The 18,245-nt window shown below is 31.3% G+C and carries 17 protein-coding genes and 1 riboswitch; of the genes, 1 reads left to right on the top strand and 16 read right to left on the bottom strand.

Annotation, left to right across the window (positions count from 1 at the left end):
* Positions 1 to 52: 52 nt before the first annotated feature.
* The 10 genes from M2651_RS14285 to M2651_RS01760 form a co-directional block, all read right to left on the bottom strand.
* The gene (locus M2651_RS14285; protein WP_286207905.1) at positions 53 to 178 is read right to left on the bottom strand and encodes a hypothetical protein; all 126 of its coding nucleotides are present in this window, start codon (positions 176 to 178) and stop codon (positions 53 to 55) included.
* Positions 179 to 378: 200 nt separating this feature from the next.
* A protein-coding gene (gene prfB, locus M2651_RS01800; protein WP_252130618.1) for a peptide chain release factor 2 occupies positions 379 to 1,501 on the bottom strand; the annotation gives its coding sequence in 2 pieces (ribosomal slippage) (positions 379 to 1,422 and positions 1,424 to 1,501; 1,122 coding nt in all).
* Positions 1,502 to 1,569: 68 nt separating this feature from the next.
* Positions 1,570 to 4,074 (bottom strand): preprotein translocase subunit SecA, encoded by a 2,505-nt coding sequence (secA, locus tag M2651_RS01795; protein WP_252130617.1) that lies wholly within the window; start codon positions 4,072 to 4,074, stop codon positions 1,570 to 1,572.
* 181 nt (positions 4,075 to 4,255) lie between these two features.
* A complete protein-coding gene (gene hpf, locus M2651_RS01790; RefSeq protein WP_252130616.1) occupies positions 4,256 to 4,792 on the bottom strand; it encodes a ribosome hibernation-promoting factor, HPF/YfiA family in 537 nt (178 codons plus the stop codon).
* Between the two features lie 562 nt (positions 4,793 to 5,354).
* Complete coding sequence (locus M2651_RS01785; protein ID WP_252130615.1) at positions 5,355 to 6,026, bottom strand: ComF family protein; 672 nt, start codon at positions 6,024 to 6,026, stop codon at positions 5,355 to 5,357.
* Entirely contained in the window at positions 5,999 to 7,024 is a 1,026-nt protein-coding gene (locus M2651_RS01780) for a hypothetical protein (RefSeq protein ID WP_252130614.1), read from the bottom strand. The genes M2651_RS01785 and M2651_RS01780 overlap by 28 nt, the downstream gene beginning before the upstream one ends.
* A 6-nt stretch (positions 7,025 to 7,030) precedes the next feature.
* Entirely contained in the window at positions 7,031 to 9,280 is a 2,250-nt protein-coding gene (recD2, locus tag M2651_RS01775) for an SF1B family DNA helicase RecD2 (RefSeq protein WP_252130613.1), read from the bottom strand.
* 220 nt (positions 9,281 to 9,500) lie between these two features.
* A complete protein-coding gene (locus M2651_RS01770) occupies positions 9,501 to 9,770 on the bottom strand; it encodes a hypothetical protein (RefSeq protein ID WP_252130612.1) in 270 nt (89 codons plus the stop codon).
* A gap of 155 nt (positions 9,771 to 9,925) precedes the next feature.
* The gene (gene metK, locus M2651_RS01765; protein WP_252130611.1) at positions 9,926 to 11,101 is read right to left on the bottom strand and encodes a methionine adenosyltransferase; all 1,176 of its coding nucleotides are present in this window, start codon (positions 11,099 to 11,101) and stop codon (positions 9,926 to 9,928) included.
* A 99-nt stretch (positions 11,102 to 11,200) separates the two neighbouring features.
* Positions 11,201 to 11,299: riboswitch (SAM riboswitch) on the bottom strand.
* A gap of 70 nt (positions 11,300 to 11,369) precedes the next feature.
* A complete protein-coding gene (locus tag M2651_RS01760; RefSeq protein WP_252130610.1) occupies positions 11,370 to 11,858 on the bottom strand; it encodes a hypothetical protein in 489 nt (162 codons plus the stop codon).
* Between the two features lie 160 nt (positions 11,859 to 12,018).
* Here M2651_RS01760 and yyaC point away from each other — a divergent pair, with 160 nt between their 5' ends.
* Complete coding sequence (yyaC, locus tag M2651_RS01755) at positions 12,019 to 12,558, top strand: spore protease YyaC (protein WP_252130609.1); 540 nt, start codon at positions 12,019 to 12,021, stop codon at positions 12,556 to 12,558.
* 48 nt (positions 12,559 to 12,606) lie between these two features.
* On the opposite strand, the gene M2651_RS01750 is transcribed toward yyaC, so the two are convergent.
* The 6 genes from M2651_RS01750 to M2651_RS01725 form a co-directional block, all read right to left on the bottom strand.
* Complete coding sequence (locus tag M2651_RS01750) at positions 12,607 to 13,641, bottom strand: rod shape-determining protein (RefSeq protein ID WP_252130730.1); 1,035 nt, start codon at positions 13,639 to 13,641, stop codon at positions 12,607 to 12,609.
* Positions 13,642 to 13,748: 107 nt separating this feature from the next.
* Positions 13,749 to 14,003 carry a sporulation transcriptional regulator SpoIIID gene (spoIIID, locus tag M2651_RS01745; protein ID WP_252130608.1) on the bottom strand — a complete coding sequence of 85 codons (255 nt, stop codon included), beginning with the start codon at positions 14,001 to 14,003 and terminating at the stop codon, positions 13,749 to 13,751.
* A 178-nt stretch (positions 14,004 to 14,181) separates the two neighbouring features.
* Positions 14,182 to 14,931 (bottom strand): M23 family metallopeptidase, encoded by a 750-nt coding sequence (locus tag M2651_RS01740; RefSeq protein ID WP_252130607.1) that lies wholly within the window; start codon positions 14,929 to 14,931, stop codon positions 14,182 to 14,184.
* 153 nt (positions 14,932 to 15,084) lie between these two features.
* On the bottom strand, positions 15,085 to 16,131 hold the full coding sequence (spoIID, locus tag M2651_RS01735) for a stage II sporulation protein D (protein WP_252130606.1): 1,047 nt from the start codon (positions 16,129 to 16,131) through the stop codon (positions 15,085 to 15,087).
* 131 nt (positions 16,132 to 16,262) lie between these two features.
* A complete protein-coding gene (murA, locus tag M2651_RS01730) occupies positions 16,263 to 17,522 on the bottom strand; it encodes a UDP-N-acetylglucosamine 1-carboxyvinyltransferase (protein ID WP_252130605.1) in 1,260 nt (419 codons plus the stop codon).
* A gap of 23 nt (positions 17,523 to 17,545) precedes the next feature.
* Entirely contained in the window at positions 17,546 to 18,235 is a 690-nt protein-coding gene (locus M2651_RS01725; RefSeq protein ID WP_252130604.1) for a YwmB family TATA-box binding protein, read from the bottom strand.
* Positions 18,236 to 18,245: the final 10 nt, after the last annotated feature.

Raw genomic sequence — 18,245 nt, 5'->3', positions numbered from 1 at the left:
AAAATTAACAGCAGCATAAATTTTTCTAAGCTGCTGCTTTTTCTTATTTTGATTATTTTGGATTAGCTATCTTATGTACATCTTTATTTCTCTTTTGAATTTCTACAACAGTTTCTACAGCGTTTTTTTCAGTCTTCATTTTTTTATTTCTTTCATGCTTATTTGACTTGTCTGGCATAAAGTTTCACCTCGCTTGAAAATGTATTTTTAACCCCATGCTTATCCTTAATAGTATTACCAATTGATTACTTTTTATTACAATCACTTATCGGAACTAACCATATTTTTTTCAAAAGGAGCTATCTCTCTATAAAAGTGAAAAACATTTATTTGCAAAAAACAAGACCAATACACTAAAGTATTAGCCTTGTTTCATAGTTATAAATCTAATTTTCCATTTCTACTCTGTTTTAAATATTCATTTATAAATATATCTATTTCTCCATCCATTACTGCTTGAATGTTTCCAGCCTCAGCATTTGTTCTATGATCTTTAACCATAGTGTAAGGCTGAAATACATAAGAACGTATCTGACTTCCCCAACCTATATCTCTAAGCTCTCCTGTTAAATCTTCTATTTTTTCCTTATGAGCTCTTTCTTTTAGCTCTATAAGCTTTGCCTTAAGCATTTTTAACGCTGCTTCACGATTGCTGTGCTGGCTTCGTTCATTTTGGCACTGCACTATTATCCCTGTAGGAAGATGAGTAATTCTAATAGCTGACTCTGTTTTATTTACATACTGTCCTCCAGCCCCGCCAGAACGATACGTATCTATTTTTAAGTCTTCAGGTCTTATTTCAATATCCTGATCCTCAGTAAGCTCTGGAAGAACTTCTACTGAAGCAAATGAAGTCTGCCTTTTTCCATTTGCATTAAAAGGAGAAATCCTTACAAGTCTGTGTATTCCTTTTTCTGCTTTTAAATATCCATAAGCAAACTCACCAATTACGCGAATAGTAACTCCTTTAATACCCGCCTCGTCTCCCATTTCCATATCTATAGTTTCAATTTTATAGCCTTTATTTGCACACCATCTTGTATACATTCTAAGAAGCATTTCAGTCCAATCTTGTGCATCTGTACCTCCTGCACCTGCATGAAGAGTTAAAATAGCGTTATCTCTGTCATATTCTCCAGAAAGCATTATCTCAATTCTGAACTTGTCTATATCTTTGCTTACCTCTTGAATTTCTTTTATTATTTCCTGTTTTGTGTTTTCATCCTCTTCATCTAAAGATAGCTCTATAAGCACCTCAATATCTTCAATCCTGCCTTCCAAGCTTTTATATATTTCAAATTTATCTTTAAGAGACTTGCATTCTTGAGTAATGCTTTGTGCCCGTTTTAAATCATTCCAGAAATTTGGCTCCTGCATTTTATTCTCAAGCTCTTCGATTTTCTTTTTTATATCTTCGATGTCAAAGAGACCCCCTAATTTCATCTAGTATAATCTTTAAATTTCCTAAACTGTTTATTGATTCTTCATACTGCATATACATAATAATTACCTCCTATATATCCTTTTGTATTACTTAAGGCAGGTAATACCTTACCTGCCTTAAAAATATTAAGCTAATCTGCCACAGCAGTTTTTATATTTCTTTCCTGAACCACATGGACATGGGTCATTTCTTCCAACCTTCTTATCATTTTTCACAGGCTTCTTTGGAAGAGACTCATCTACATTAGTTGTAGTTTCTACAGCTACTTGTTCTCTTTCAGGTGCTCTTTCAATCTGAACATGGAATAAATACTTAACAGTATCCACTTTTATATTGAAAATCATCTCATCAAACATTTCACTTCCTTCAAACTGATAAGCTTGAACTGGGTCTTGCTGTTTGTAAGCTCTAAGTCCAATTCCCTGCTTTAAGTGATCCATATTATCAATATGATCCATCCATTTAGTATCTACTACTCTTAAAAGAATTACTCTTTCAATTTCTCTCATCTGTTCGGAAGTAAAATCTTCTTCTTTTGCCTTGTATATGTCCATAGCAATTGTTAAAAGCTTATCTTTAATTTGTTCATTTGACAAATCCTTTAACTCATCTATAGAAACTGCTCCTCTTGGGAGATATATTTCATCTAGGTATGCAATAAGCTTTTCTAAATCTTTTTCTATTTCTTCCTCAACACCTGATATATGTGAATCTACAGCTGTAGATATAACCTCTTTTATCATATCTAGAATTTGCTGCTGCAGGTTTTCACCTTCAAGCACCTGTGCACGCTGTTTGTATATAATTTCTCTTTGAGTATTCATTACATCATCATACCCTAAAAGAGTTTTTCTTATATCAAAATTGTTTCCTTCTACCTTTTTCTGAGCGTTTTCTATGGCGCTTGTAACCATCTTGCTTTCTATAGCTTCATCATCTCCAAGTCCAAGCCTTTCAACCATGCCTTGAAGTCTTTCAGAACCAAATATTCTCATTAAATCATCTTCTAAAGATACATAGAATCTTGATTCTCCAGGATCTCCCTGACGACCTGAACGACCTCTTAACTGATTGTCTATACGTCTTGATTCATGTCTTTCCGTTCCTATAATCTTAAGTCCTCCAAGCTCTGTAACTCCATCACCTAGTTTAATATCGGTACCACGACCAGCCATGTTTGTAGCAATAGTTACCATACCCTTTTCACCAGCATGTGATACTATTTCGGCTTCCAGATCATGATATTTAGCATTTAATACCTGATGAGGTATTCCTCTCTTTTTAAGAAGAGCAGAAACTAATTCAGATTTTTCTATGCTTACTGTACCAACAAGTACTGGTTGACCTTTTCTATGAGTTTCTACTATCTCTTCAACTATAGCATTAAATTTTCCCTTTTCACTTTTATATACCAAGTCTGGATGATCTATTCTTATCATTGGCTTATTTGTTGGTATAACAACAACATCTAAGCCGTATATTTCTCTAAATTCTGTCTCTTCAGTAAGAGCTGTACCTGTCATACCTGACAGCTTGTTGTACATTCTGAAGTAATTTTGGAATGTTATTGTTGCTAATGTTTTAGATTCCTTTTGAACTCTTACTCCTTCTTTAGCTTCAATAGCTTGATGAAGACCATCACTGTATCTTCTTCCTTCCATAAGTCTTCCTGTAAACTCATCTACAATTACAATTTCTCCATCTTTTACAATATAATCTTTATCTATTTTCATGTGATAATTAGCCTTAAGTGCTTGAACTACGTGGTGCTGTATTTCCATATGAGCTGTATCAGTATAGTTTTCAAGACCAAAAAACTTTTCAGCCTTGTGAACACCATCATCTGTAAGCATAACAGCTCCAGCTTTTTCATCCACAGTATAATCTTTTTCCTTTAAAAGCGTCTTAACAAACATATCTGCAATTCTATAAAGCTCTGTAGATTTTTCACCCTCACCAGAAATTATAAGCGGTGTTCTTGCTTCGTCTATAAGTATAGAGTCAACTTCGTCAACTACAGCAAAATTAAGCTCTCTTTGAACCTTCTCTTCTTTAAAAATTACCATATTATCTCTTAAATAGTCAAAGCCAAACTCATTATTTGTACCATAGGTAATATCGCATCCATAAGCTTCTCTTCTCTGATCATTATTTAAATTATGAAGAATTACACCAACACTTAATCCTAGAAACTCATATATCTTTCCCATCCACTCTCTATCTCTGTTTGCAAGGTAGTCGTTAACAGTAACGATATGAACTCCTTTACCAGAAAGAGCATTAAGATATGCAGGCAGTGTAGCAACTAAAGTTTTACCTTCACCAGTTCTCATTTCTGCTATTCTTCCTTGATGAAGTACAATACCGCCTATAAGCTGAACTCTATAGTGTTTCATGTTTAAAACTCTAAAAGCAGCTTCTCTGCATACAGCAAAAGCTTCAGGAAGAATGTCATCTAGAGTTTCTCCTTTTGAAAGTCTATTTTTAAATTCTTCTGTTTTGCCTTTAAGCTCTTCATCGCTAAGTCTTTGCATGCTTTCATCTAAAGCTTCTATTTTATCAACAATTGGAAGTATCTTTTTTACTTGTCTTTCACTGTAACTTCCAAATATCTTATCCAATATTCCCATGTTTTTCATCCTCACTATCTTAAATAAAATTCGTAATAATAAAACTACTTATACTTAATAGATTATACCATCTAATGAAATTGCATTCAACTTTTATAAATTTAATTCTAAATAATTAAAAATATGTTTATAATTTAAGCATAATTAAAGGCACAGGCCCTTCAGCCTATGCCCTCATATATTAAAATTCAGGTTCTATTAAACCATAATTTCCATCTTTTCTCTTATAAACTACATTGACATCTCCACTCTTATCGTTAGAGTATACGAAAAAGTCATGACCTAATAGATCCATTTGAAGTACTGCTTCCTCCGTTGACATCGGTTTTACTGCAAACCTCTTTGTTCTAACTATTTTAGGTTCCTTTACTTCATCAACAGCATATTCATAAGCAGGAATACTTTTATATTTTAACGGAACGTTTACATGATAATTTCTTTCAAGCCTTGATTTATGCTTTACCATTTGCCTTTCAAGTTTATCGCTTACTATATCTATAGCTGCATACATATCTTCATTTGCTTCTTCACTTCTAAGTAAGACACTATGAAATCTTATAGTTACTTCAATAATTTGTCTAGCTTTTTCTACACTCAATGTAACAAAAGCTTCTTGTTCATGTTCAAAAAACTTATCGAGTCTAGAAAGCTTTTTCTCAATTGCATTTCTTAATCCATCTGTAACCTCGATATTTCTTCCTAATATATTACACTTCATATAACACAGCCCCTCTCTACCTATATTAGGTATTAATATACTGGTTTTATAGTTTATTAGCAAAGTTTTAAACTTATGCTTTCATTGGTTTAATTTGTTAATATTATTTTATAATTTTTTTCAATAGTTGACAAGCCCCCAAAAGAACAATTAACAAAATATTAAATAAATTCAGCTAATTATTATTTAATATTTTTTGTTAATTGTATATGATTGTAAATAATTTAAAAGCTTTTATTCCTTATAATTATATGTACTTTTTATTTTTATATCCTGTGGACTTTTCGTTAAAAATTCCAAAAAAATAAAATTCTTAATTTTAGCATAAAACTAAAATTAAGAATTTTTTATAAGCTAGTTGACCTGGTCTTTGACCCCACACTCGCCTGCTGGAGCTTTTGCTACCCGGCTTTATCCTCTCACTACTAACTCTCTCGCATCACTGCGGCAGGACTTATTTCTAAGCCGCACCATGCTCATTAACACCTTGGTTAACTTACGTGGGTCGTTTCGCCTGCGACTGGCATCGACTTTCAACCACAAACCTAACTTATATACAATATTATAACCTACTTTTTGATACAGTCAATATAGTAACTTTTAAAGCCTCATGCTTTAAAAGCTCTCTGCTACAGTAGAAAGCTGTAGCACCAGTAGTTATAACGTCATCTATCAATAAAATTTTTTTATTGTATAATACTTTTTTATTAACTACTTGAAAGCAGCTGCTTAAATTTTCCCATCGTCCTTCAGCATTTAAACCTATTTGATCCTTAGTCTCTCTTATCTTTTTAAGAAGATTTAATACAGGTTTTTCTAATAAATAACCTATTGATTTTGCTAAAAATTCACTTTGATTAAACCCTCTGATTTTAAGAGTTTTTCTGCTTGCAGGTACAAAAGTAATAATATCGTAATCCAATTTTTTTATATTTAAAAGCTTAAAAAGCATTTGTGATAAAACTTCCCCACAATTAAAATCACTTTTGTATTTTAACCTTCTTATTAATTCCATTACAGTTCCTTTATAATAAGCAGCACTATAACACTCTAATTCAATGCCTTCTCTTATTATTTTAAAGCAGTCATTATAAAACTCTATTTTTTTAATACAATTATTACAGATTAAATCTTCCTCACTGCAATAGTTACTGCATATAAGACAATTATCATTGCTGCTATAAATGACACCTAAAACGCTGTCAATTAAATATTTAATAATCCTTGTTCCCATGCTTCTTTATTGAAGTATCTTATTATTTTCTTAGCCTTATCCATATGTTCACTTTCACTGTTTGCTAAAAATATAACTTCAGGCGGCCTTAAAGTTTCACTTCTTCCTACCTTTCCACAAAAGTATACCAACTTTTTATAGTCAAATATTGTATCATCTGCAAAATATACTACTATATCTGTATCTTTAAGACTTATAAGTCTTTCTTTGAAATCATTAGTTACCAATATTGCCCTTTTCATTGTGCTAAAGTTATTAAGAAGCTTTTCGTCACTTTCTCCATGTATATAGTACATAATATTTCTGCTTAAATTGCTTTTAAAATTGCATAAATATGAAAAGATATTATGAACCTTTTCACTATCAGAAAGATATATGATAACTTTTCTATCATTTTCTATGGAAAAATTTAAGTAATCATATATCATATAAGGCATATCTTTATTTAAGTCAACTCTTGTTATTATATATCTTGGCTCTGCTATTGGCTTTTTATTGCTTCTTGTAGGTATAATTATGTCCTTTACATTTTTAAATATACTTTCTACAGAAAAACAAATAGCTCTTCCATTTTCATTCATGCATTTTATAATCAAATCTAATATTTCATAACTGTGATACTGTGGAAAACTATTTATGTCATCATATATTACTAAATCATACTTATTTTTAAGTCGTATCGCATTTTTATAATTGCAGACAATCAAAGAAGAATTGACTGGAACAAAACTGTTTCTTACATAAGTATAGCTTCTAAAGTCTGTATATTTTTTTATTAAACTTAAAATTTTAATGTTTTCTTCATTTTCTCCTGTTATATATAAAACCTTTTTATTTTTTTCCATAAAATGCATTATTGTCTTTAAAAATATGCTTGGCGAATTATACGGAGGTGAAATTATATTTAAAGCCCTCCCCTTTCCTAAACACCAATTAAATATGCTTTCGCTGATTTTTTGATTATAGTTTACAAAGCTAGAGGTTTTATATGTTATCATAACTTATTACTCCTCTTTACCTTCTAAATTATCATTAAATATGTCACTTTCAAGTATATCTGTTATTCTCCATTTTAATGCTGAAAATCTTTCAAAACTTCTATTGTTATTTATCATAAACTGAAGTGCTTTAATAGAGCCTACTATTACCACCATTTGTTTTGCTCTAGTTATACCTGTATATAAAAGATTCTTATTCATAAGAAGAGGTGGTCCCATAAATGCAGGAATAATAACCACAGGAAACTCGCTTCCTTGACTTTTATGTATAGTTATAGCATAGGCTAAGTCAAGTTCATCTAAAAAAGAGCTTTCATAAACAACTTTTCTTTCTTCATCAAACACAACTACTATACTGTCATTTTCTTCATCTATATCTTCTATATAGCCTACATCACCATTAAAAACACCTATACCTTCTGCTTCTCCCTCTCCTTTAATTCTAGTCCACTTAATAGTATAATTGTTTTTAATCTGCATGACTTTATCGCCAGTTCTAAATATTAAATCTCTGAATGTTTTTTCCTTTTTATAATAAGTCTTTGGATTTAGTATATCCTGAAGTTCTTTATTTAAATTTACAACGCCTAAATTGCCTTTTCTCATAGGTGAAAGAATTTGAATATGCTGCATCTTATTCCAGTCTTTATTAAAATTAGGCAATCTTTTGTTTATAAGCTCTATTACAGTGTTTAAGATTTGATTTGGGTCTTCACTTCTAATAAAATAAAAATCTTTATTTTTTTCATTTAAAAGAGGCATTTCCCCATTGTTAATTTTATGTGCATTGACTATAATCATGCTTTCTTTTGCCTGCCTGAATATATGTTTAAGCCTTACTACTTTAACACATTTACTTTCAATAATATCTCTAAGTACATTGCCAGGTCCTACAGATGGAAGTTGGTCTACATCTCCAACTATTATAACTCTTGTTCCAATAGCAACAGCCTTTAAAAGACTGTTCATAAGCATAATATCTATCATTGATGCCTCATCAATAATAACAACATCACATTCCAATGGTGAAGATTCATCCCTTATAAAATCCATAGACTCATCCTCATTAAAACCAAGCTCTAATAACCTATGTATAGTTTTTGCTTCCCTTTGAGTAGCTTCTGTCATCCTTTTTGCAGCTCTTCCAGTTGGTGCTGCCATAAACACCTTCATTCCTGCTTTTTCAAAAATACCAGTTATACAGTTAATTATAGTAGTTTTTCCCGTACCTGGTCCTCCAGTTATAACCTCAATACCATTTTGTACTGCACCAATAATCGCTTCCACCTGTGAATCTGCAAAGCTTATATTATTAATTCTTTCAAACTCCTTAATCTCAAATTCAACATCTATATTCAAAGGCTGATAATCACTAAAAGATAGCGTAAGTATTTTTCGTGTTACTCCAAGCTCACAATAATAAAACGGAAGAGTAAATACACATCTTTCATTTTCTATTATCTCAACTTTTATTTTTCCTTCCAAGGTACTGTCATAAAGAACCTTCTCTATCTCTTCATCAGTCACTCCAAGTATGCTTCTGCCTTGTTTAAGAAGGAGTTCAAAAGGCATATATGTATTACCTAAAGCACAAAATTCATTTATTATATACTTAATGCCACTTCCTATTCTAAAAGCAGAATTTGCTTCTACACCGAGACTTCTAGCAATTTTATCAGCTGTTTTAAAACCTATGCCAGATATCTCTTCAGTTAATATATATGGGTTTTGCTTTACTGCTGTTATTGAATTAGCTCCAAATCTTTTATATATTTTTACACATTGATTTGGAGTAACTCCATAGGTTTGCAAAAACACCATTATATTTTTAACTTCCCTTTGCCTTAAGTATGATTCTTGAATTAACTCTATCTTTTTTTCCCCTATTCCTTCAATTTCAGTAAGTCTTTCAATTTCATTATCTAAAACCTCTAAAGTTTTTTCTCCAAACCTCTCCACAATCTTTTTAGCTGTTACAGGACCAATACCTGAAATTACGCCTGAAGCAAGATATCTTTCTATACCAACAATAGTACTTGGTAAAACTTCTTCATAGGCTTCAACCTTAAACTGCTGACCAAACTGAGGATGTATAACCCATTGTCCTTCAAGCTCCAAGTTTTGTCCTTCTGTTATATAAGGAATAAAACCTACAATTGTTATTTTTTCCTCACTACCTTTTATATGTGCAACCACGTAACCATTATCTTCATTTTGAAATATTATATCTTCTACTACGCCCTGTATCTGTGGCATATAATCTCTCCTATACTTAAAACAAACTTTATATATCTATAGAATACTCTATTATAAATAAATTCTCAACTCCTATTGTATTAATAGTATTCTCAAAGCATATATAATTATAAACTTAACTTCTATAACGTTTTTTAATAATTTATAAATTTAGAAATACTTGATAAAATATTTAATCCATAAAAAAACTCCAGATAAACTTTCCGGAGTTTTTTATGGATTATCCTTTATGCTCCAAATAAATATCTAAACTTTTCTCCAAACCATAAGACAATGTTGGAATTGCAATTATAACTAATAATATAACTATAATACCACTAGGGTTACTCTTGTAAAATACTGCCATCTTGTTTATAAAATTTATAAGTGAATATATTTGCAGTAAAGCAGCACCAAATATAATTACTCCTATTGTAATAAAAAATCTTTTAAAACAAACTCTAATAATGTGCAGTAATTTTACCATTTTTTTACCCCGTTCATATTTCATTAAAATACCCCTTTTCTGTTTTTACTTTTATTAAAATTATTCCCATTATTAAGTTTTTTATTTCATAATGTTATATTTTCTCTAATCTATTAAAATAACAGTAAATTTATAAAAAAAATAAACTGCTGACATAGTCAACAGTTTATAATAAATAATTACAAATTCTTTTTTATTTCATCAACCTTATTTAATCTTTCCCAAGGAAGGTCTACATCGGTTCTTCCAAAGTGTCCATATGCAGCTGTTTGTCTGTATATTGGCTTTCTAAGGTCTAAATCTCTTATTATAGCGGCTGGTCTTAAATCAAATACCTTATCTATAATATCAATTATCTTATCATCTGAAATCTTACCAGTTCCAAAAGTATCAACTTCTATAGAAACAGGTTTAGCAACTCCTATTGCATAAGCTAATTCTATTTCAAGCTTATCAGCCACACCAGCAGCAACTAAATTTTTAGCAACCCATCTTGCTGCATAAGCTGCAGATCTGTCTACCTTTGTTGGATCTTTTCCAGAAAAAGCTCCACCACCATGTCTTCCGTATCCACCATAGGTATCTACGATTATCTTTCTACCAGTAAGTCCTGAATCTCCTTGTGGTCCTCCTATAACAAATCTACCTGTTGGATTAATAAAGTACTTAGTGTTTTCATCTAAAAGATTTGATGGAACAACTTTATTTACTACATGTTCTATTAAATCTCTTTCAATTTCTTCACGTGTTACTTCAGGATTATGTTGAGTAGAAATTACAATTGTATCAATTCTTATAGGCTTATCATCCTCATATTCTACAGTAACCTGTGTCTTTCCGTCTGGTCTTAAATATGAAAGTGTTCCATTTTTTCTAACCTCAGAAAGTCTTCTTGACAATTTATGAGCCATAGAAATAGCAAGAGGCATATATTCTGGAGTCTCATTTGTAGCAAAACCAAACATCATTCCTTGATCTCCAGCTCCAATAGCTTCAATTTTATCCATTTGTCCCTTCTTAGACTCTAAAGCTTCATCTACTCCCATTGCTATATCTGTTGACTGTTCATCTATTGAAGTAAGAACAGAACAAGTATCACAGTCAAAACCATATTTAGCTCTAGTATAGCCAATATCTTCAATAGTTTTTCTAACTATTTTAGGTATATCCACATAACAATTAGTTGATATTTCTCCCATAACTAAAACCATACCAGTAGTAACTGCAGTTTCACAAGCTACTCTAGCATTTGGATCCTGTGCAAGAATTGCGTCTAATACTGAATCGGAAATTTGATCGCAAATTTTATCTGGATGTCCTTCTGTAACTGATTCAGATGTAAATAATCTTCTCATTTGGATATCTCCTTTCTGTATGTAAAAAATTAAAATATATTTTTATAATTTACGTAAAAATAAAACCTCTTCTTTACGAAGAGGCACGATTAACGTATCCTCTTATCTTGCAGTAAATCTCTGCTGGAATTGGCACCATAGTATATACCGGTTGCCGGGCTTCATAGGGCCATATCCCTCCACCTCTCTTGATAAGAGCAGCTTTTTTCGATTTTAATTCTAAACTATAATATCATAGTAAAAAATAACTGTCAATAAATTTTTCTTTTTAACTTTTAACCTTTTTACTTAGTTCTGCTTCTATTGCTTTGAATTTTTCATAGTCTTTATCCGTAAGCCTAGTTTTAAATAATTTAAATACACTTTTAACATCAGCTTTATCTAAATCTTTCAGATATTCAATAATTTTAGCCTGATCTATTGGAGACAATATTTTTGCATATCCTAGCAGCTTTTCTCTATCTGAATATGATAATTTATAGGTATTTTCATTATTTATATTTTGTACCGCTCCATCAGTTTTAGATTTTATATCTACCATAATATCTGAAACTTGCTCAACATTATCATGAACTATCTTAGAACTATTTTTTTGTATGAATACAGTTTTTACATCTATATTCTTTATTATTTGAACTAAATTTGGAAATTTAAACTTGATATCAATATTTCCAAATGGCTTACTAAAATATAGTGCAACTGCTACATATATCATTGTAGCTATTATAATAATTGCAGATAAAAACTTTTTGTTCAATATTATTCCTCCCTTATCTAAAGATTATTCCATTATTTTTGTTCTTTATTCACTTTTTTCTAATAATATGCTGTTTTCCCACATATATATTATTAAAGAGTCTATTCAAAGTTATTGTTAAATATAAAATGCAGATTAAGTACGACAAGGGGGTTGTTTCTTGAGTAAAATAAAAACACACTATAAGAATCCATTAGCCTACTATGAAATTGCAAATTTTTTGAAAGACTATATGGACGAAAATACTGTTATAGTATGTATTGGTACAGATAGATGTATAGGCGATTGTTTAGGACCATTAGTAGGTACTTTTCTTAAGGAAAGTTTTTTCCCTTTTCCTGTATTTGGAACAATTTCAGAACCAATTCATGCCTTAAATATAGATAAAAGGCTTAATGAAATCAAAACTTTATATCCTAGGGGTAATATTATAGGTATAGATGCCTGTTTAGGAGATAACGATTCCATTGGAGAAATTCAAGCAAGAGACTCCCCTATCCATCCTGGAAAAGGTGTTGGAAAATCTCTTCCCGATGTAGGAAAGATATCAATTATAGGTATTGTAGATTCAAGCGACAGTAGTGAACTATTTACTAATAGAAACATAAGATTAGATTTAATCATGCAGTTATCTAAAGTAATAACTCATGCTATCATACATGCATATCACCTTTACTCAAAAATTGAAAAAACAAAATAAGTAGGCTCAATGATTGTAGAGCCTACTTATTATAAAAACAAATAATAATTATCTGTCAATTAAACAAACATCATATCCATTATAACTTACATCTATTTTATCGATGTATTCTAAAACCTTACCTGTACCTTCCGCAACACAGGAAATGGAATTATCAGCTATATATACAGGCACCTTAGTTGCCTCACCTATAAGCTTATCTAATCCATTTAACAAAGATCCACCACCTGTCATAAGTATGCCTTTTTCAGCAATATCAGCTGCTAGCTCAGGGGGGGTCTTCTCAAGCACTGAATGAGTACATTCTGCAATAGCATATACAGTTTCTTTTAATGCTTCTCTCATTTCTTCTGAGGATACAGTTATATTTTTGGGAAGACCTGATACTAAATCTCTTCCTCTTATTTCCATAGCAACTTCTTTATCCCTCTTATATGCTGTTCCAATATTTATTTTTAAATCTTCTGCAGTTCTTTCACCAATCATTAGCTTATGTTTTTTTCTAATATATCTTATAATTGCCTCGTCGAATTTGTCTCCTGCTATCTTTATAGAAGATCTTACAACTATCCCACCTAAAGAAATTACTGCTATATCAGTAGTACCTCCACCGATATCTATAACCATACTTCCACTTGCTTCGGTTATATCAAGATTTGCACCTATAGCTGCAGCTAAAGGTTCTTCAATCAAATAAACTTTTTTTGCGCCTGCGTTAATTGCCGCATCTCTGACAGCTCTTTTTTCCACTTCTGTGGCTTGACATGGAATACATACCACAACTCTTGGAGCAGATATCTTTCTGCGGCCACAGGCTTTTCTTATAAAATGCTTTAACATTGTTTCTGTAATATCATAATCTGATATTACTCCATCTCGAAGTGGTCTAATTGCCACTATATTACCAGGAGTTCTTCCTATCATCTGCCTTGCTTCTTCGCCAACAGCTTTTACTCTATTGCTGCTTTTATCAATAGCAACCACAGAAGGTTCCTTGAGAATAACACCCTTTCCCTTTAGGTACACTAGCACTGTAGCTGTACCTAAATCTATCCCCATATCAGTTCCTATGCTAAAAAACATTCCCATCTCCACTCCATCTCATTTGTATTTATTAAGAAACAAGCTATACGTTACTTGAAATCTAAATTGACAAAAATACTATAATTTATATTATAATAGGAATGCTTTTAACCTTCAATAGCTTTATATTTCATTTTAGTAGCTTTTCCACCTCTAATATGTCTTTCGGCTTTATTAATATCTAGAATATTTTTAGCCTCATCTGCAACTTGAGGATTAATTTTAGGTAATCTCTCTGTCATATCTTTGTGTATTGTGCTTTTACTTACTCCAAATACTTTAGCTGTTTTTCTAATTGTAGCTTTTGAATTAATAATGTAGTTTGCAACTTCAAGAACTCTTTCTTCAATGTAGTCTTTCAAAGTGCTACCTCCTTAACCCTTCTATATTATAAATATGCATTTATAATTTTTTAAATTACTTTCATTAGCCATTTTCCGATAAATATTTCGGAAAATGGCTAAGTAAAAGCATTAGGAATTTATATTATTTGCAGAAAATAAACTTTTCTGCATTTAAAATTGAGTAGTTTATCTCCAGCTATTTTGTACTGTATTTTACATATTTTGCTGGATCAACTTGTTCATTACCTTTGAATACTTCAAAGTGTAAGTGACTGCCATACGTTTCGTGTGAAGTTCTTAAACTTGTATTTCCAATTTTACCTATTACTGTTCCTTTTTTAACAGTCTTACCTACAGTAACTGGAATATTTGAGTCTAAGTTAGCATATACAGTCTTCAAACCATTTTGATGATCTATAACTACTTGCTTGCCATAGCCATCTTCATTTTCGCCAACTTCTACTACCTTGCCATCTAAAACTGCTACTACTTCTTTGCCTAAATCAGCTTTTATGTCGATACCAAAGTTAGGTCTATAAGTTTCAGTACTATCAGACCATACTGGATCTTCAGAGTAAGCTCTCGCTAACGTTCCTTCAACAGGTTTAGCAAAATTAGTATCTACAGATTTAGATACAGCAGCAGTTTTACTATTTGAAGTAGAACTAGTAGTTGTTTTACTTGCAGTATTGGTTGTTGATTTAGTACTATCCTTTACTTGAAGAGCATTATTAATTTCTTCTGTAGGCTGCTGTACTGCTACTGCTGATCCTTTTGTATCTACTTTTGCTTCCTCTTGAACTTCTGGCGGCTTAACAGGTGATTTAGCTGACCTTGAGGTCACTGCTGCTACTGTAGCCACTACACATAAGCAAACAAAGAGTATTACGTAGAAGCCTTCCTTTCTAAAAAAGTTTGACGTTTTGCTGAAAAATTTTTTATCCATACAAACACCTCCTTTTTGTAGTTTGTCCAGAGCTTAGCAAATAATACATATTTTATTAAAAATATTTACTACATTTTTCCTCATATTTTGACATAACTTTGACTAATTTTGTAAAAAAAAAATAAGACATATCCTTAGATATGTCTTATTTTTTTATTTTATATTATCTATTTTTTCAATCTTTACACCCTGATAATAATGAGTTAAAATCTCATCATATTTACTTCCATTCTTAGCCATAGCTGCAGCTCCCCATTGACTCATACCTACACCATGACCATATCCTAAGCATGTAATTTTAACTGCATTTAATCCGAATTCTATTTGAAAATTTGATGATCTTAAATTAAGCATTTGCCTGAATTCCATACCAGTTATTGTAATGTTACCAATTTTAATCTTTTTAACACTCCCTCCGCCTGAGGTTCTTTCAACTATACTAATTTGACTTTTCAGTTTCTTTGAAGAAACTTTAGATTCAGGGTATTTATCATTTATTAAATTTGCAAGATTAGTATATGTAAAAGAAGTTATAGCTTGATAATTTTTCACAGTTTTATCCCAAGAACTATCTACACTTCTTAAGTATGGAGTGTTTCCTGAAAACACTTCGGCTGCATTTTCCGTCTTTCCACTACTTATAGCAAAATATAAAGGACTTGTAACAAGTTTTCCGTCATAGGTTAAGACTTGTCCAGCTGTTTCATTTACTGCCTCTGTTATCTTACCCCAATATTCAGCTGCAGACTTCTGAGCCCAAGAATTAAATCTTTCCTCTTTGCTTAAATAAGCTTGACAATGTACGGTATCACAAACATCTGCTCCTTTTCCTATAGAACATCCGCTCCCTCCTAACTCCTTCATTCGAGATAATACATAAGTTCTTGCTGCTACCGCCTGAGCTTTTAAGGCTTCAATATTGAATTCTGCTGGCATTTCAGCACTTACAACACCTCTTACATATTCTTCTAAATCCATTTCTACTATTTTATCTTCCTTTTCCATATATACCTTTACTTTTGGTATTTTTTTAATATCTTTCACTAATATATCATTATTATTCAAGTTATACTGTTTTATTTCTCCCGTCTTATTACCTATACCTACCATAAAAATAGAAAGAGCTATAATAAATGTTATAGCTATAAATATAAATAAAAATATTCTTTTTAACGGTACTATAACAAAAATTCTCTGCATAACACTCCCCCCTCTTTAGTTAAGTTTTTCATTAGCAAAATTTACTTACTATAAGTCTATTAGGGGAATATATTAATTATTACACTTTCTAAATAAAAAAGAGCTGATTTATACCAGCTCTCAAAATAATACTAATAGTTTATTCTCTCGATATCTGCACCTAAACCTTTAAATTTATTTTCTATATTTACATATCCTCTGTCAATGTGGTATAAATCCCCAATTTCTGTAATACCTTCGGCAGAAAGTCCTGCTAGTATTAATGCTGCTCCAGCTCTTAAATCCGTAGCTTTAACTTCGGAGCCTGATAATCTTTCTACTCCCTCAATAACTGCAGTTCTGCCATCAATCTTTATATTGGCTCCCATTCTTTTCAGCTCTTGAGCATGCATAAACCTGTTTTCAAATATTGTCTCTGTTATTACTCCTGTACCCTTTACCGTACATAATAAACTCATCATCTGTGCCTGCATATCAGTGGGAAAACCTGGATATGGCATAGTTTTTATATCTACAGGCCTCAATTCTCTGCTACCATCAACAATGATAGAATCTCCCTCAATTTCTAAGGAGACTCCCATTTCTGTAAGTTTTGCAATAATAGGTTTTAAATGTTCCTCATTAACTCCACAAATTCTTATTTTACTTTTTGTAATAGCTGCAGCAACCATAAAAGTTCCCGCCTCTATTCTATCATAAATTGGTTTATGCGTAGTTCCTTTTAAGTTTTTTACTCCTGTAATCTTTATAGTATCCGTACCTGCCCCTGTTATTTCAGCTCCCATAGCATTTAAAAATCTTGCCAAATCCTCTATTTCAGGCTCAGCTGCAGCATTTTCTATAATTGTTTCTCCCTCCGCCAATACCGCTGCCATCATGATATTTTCTGTAGCTCCAACTGATGGAAAATCTAAATATATTTTATTTCCTATTAATTTTCTGGTAGAAGCCTCTACATATCCATGACCTATGCTGACATCAGCACCAAGAGCTGTAAATCCTTTAAGGTGTAAGTCTATTGGACGTGTTCCTATGTTACAACCTCCAGGAAGTGATATTTTAAATCTCCCAAATCTCGCTATCATTGGCCCCATAACTAAAAAAGAAGCTCTCATTTTTCTAACCAGCTCTCCTGAAGGTTCTCCATAGCTTAATTTAGAAGTATCAATAATTATCCTGTTATTTTCCTTATCTATATTTATATCAGCAGACACAGTTTTTAAAACTTCATTTATAACAAATACGTCTTCAAGCATAGGAGCATTTTTTATTACGCATTTACCTCCACTTAATATACTTGCTGCAATTATTGGAAGTACAGAATTTTTTGCTGCACTGATATTTACGGAACCACTTAATTTATTCCCGCCTTTTACCACTATTTTTTCCATTAATATCCCCCATTTCATTCTCACTAATATGTTGTGATAATTATTGGTGTTCCGATTATAATATAATTACCAGAACTATAACTGCATACCGCATAGTTAAAATCCATATATTTCCCATTGTTTTTCATAATAGGATATCTTTTTGTGTAAGCAACTGTACTATAACCATTTTCAAGTTCAATAGTATCAATATTTAAAGCATTTTCTCTTTTGAGAAGTTCTGCAATTTCTTCATTAGTTCTGGATATGTTATTACTTGGAATTGCTGCTTTTAAATATTGAAAATATTTAATTTCTTTATCCTCTTCCTCTAGTGCTTTTTCAAATAAAGCTTTAAGCTGAGAAAGTCCATTTTTACTATCTTTTTTTACTATATTAATTGTTACAACATTATAATTTTTATAACTTATACTTTCTACATAGCCATTAAGTTCGCTATTATTAAATTCTACACAATAAATATTGTTATCTTTTATAATATTTGTACTAGATAATTCTATATTTAACTTTCTTAAAATCTCTAAAGAATATGTTTCACTATCTTTCTTAGTCTCAATACAAGTCCTTACACCATATTCAATCGGTGTAGCTTCTGTAATTTTTATAATTTCATCAAATAAATCTACATTTTTTTTTGCAAATGAAAAAGTGGTGTTAAAGTATCCAAGCCCCATTATTAAAATTATTGACAGTATAAATATTTTTTTTATCATTTTCCCCTCC

Source organism: Clostridium caldaquaticum, from assembly GCF_023806125.1.
Classification (GTDB): Bacteria; Bacillota; Clostridia; order Clostridiales; family Clostridiaceae; genus Clostridium_AT; species Clostridium_AT caldaquaticum.
This window is presented reverse-complemented; position numbering and strand designations above follow the sequence as displayed.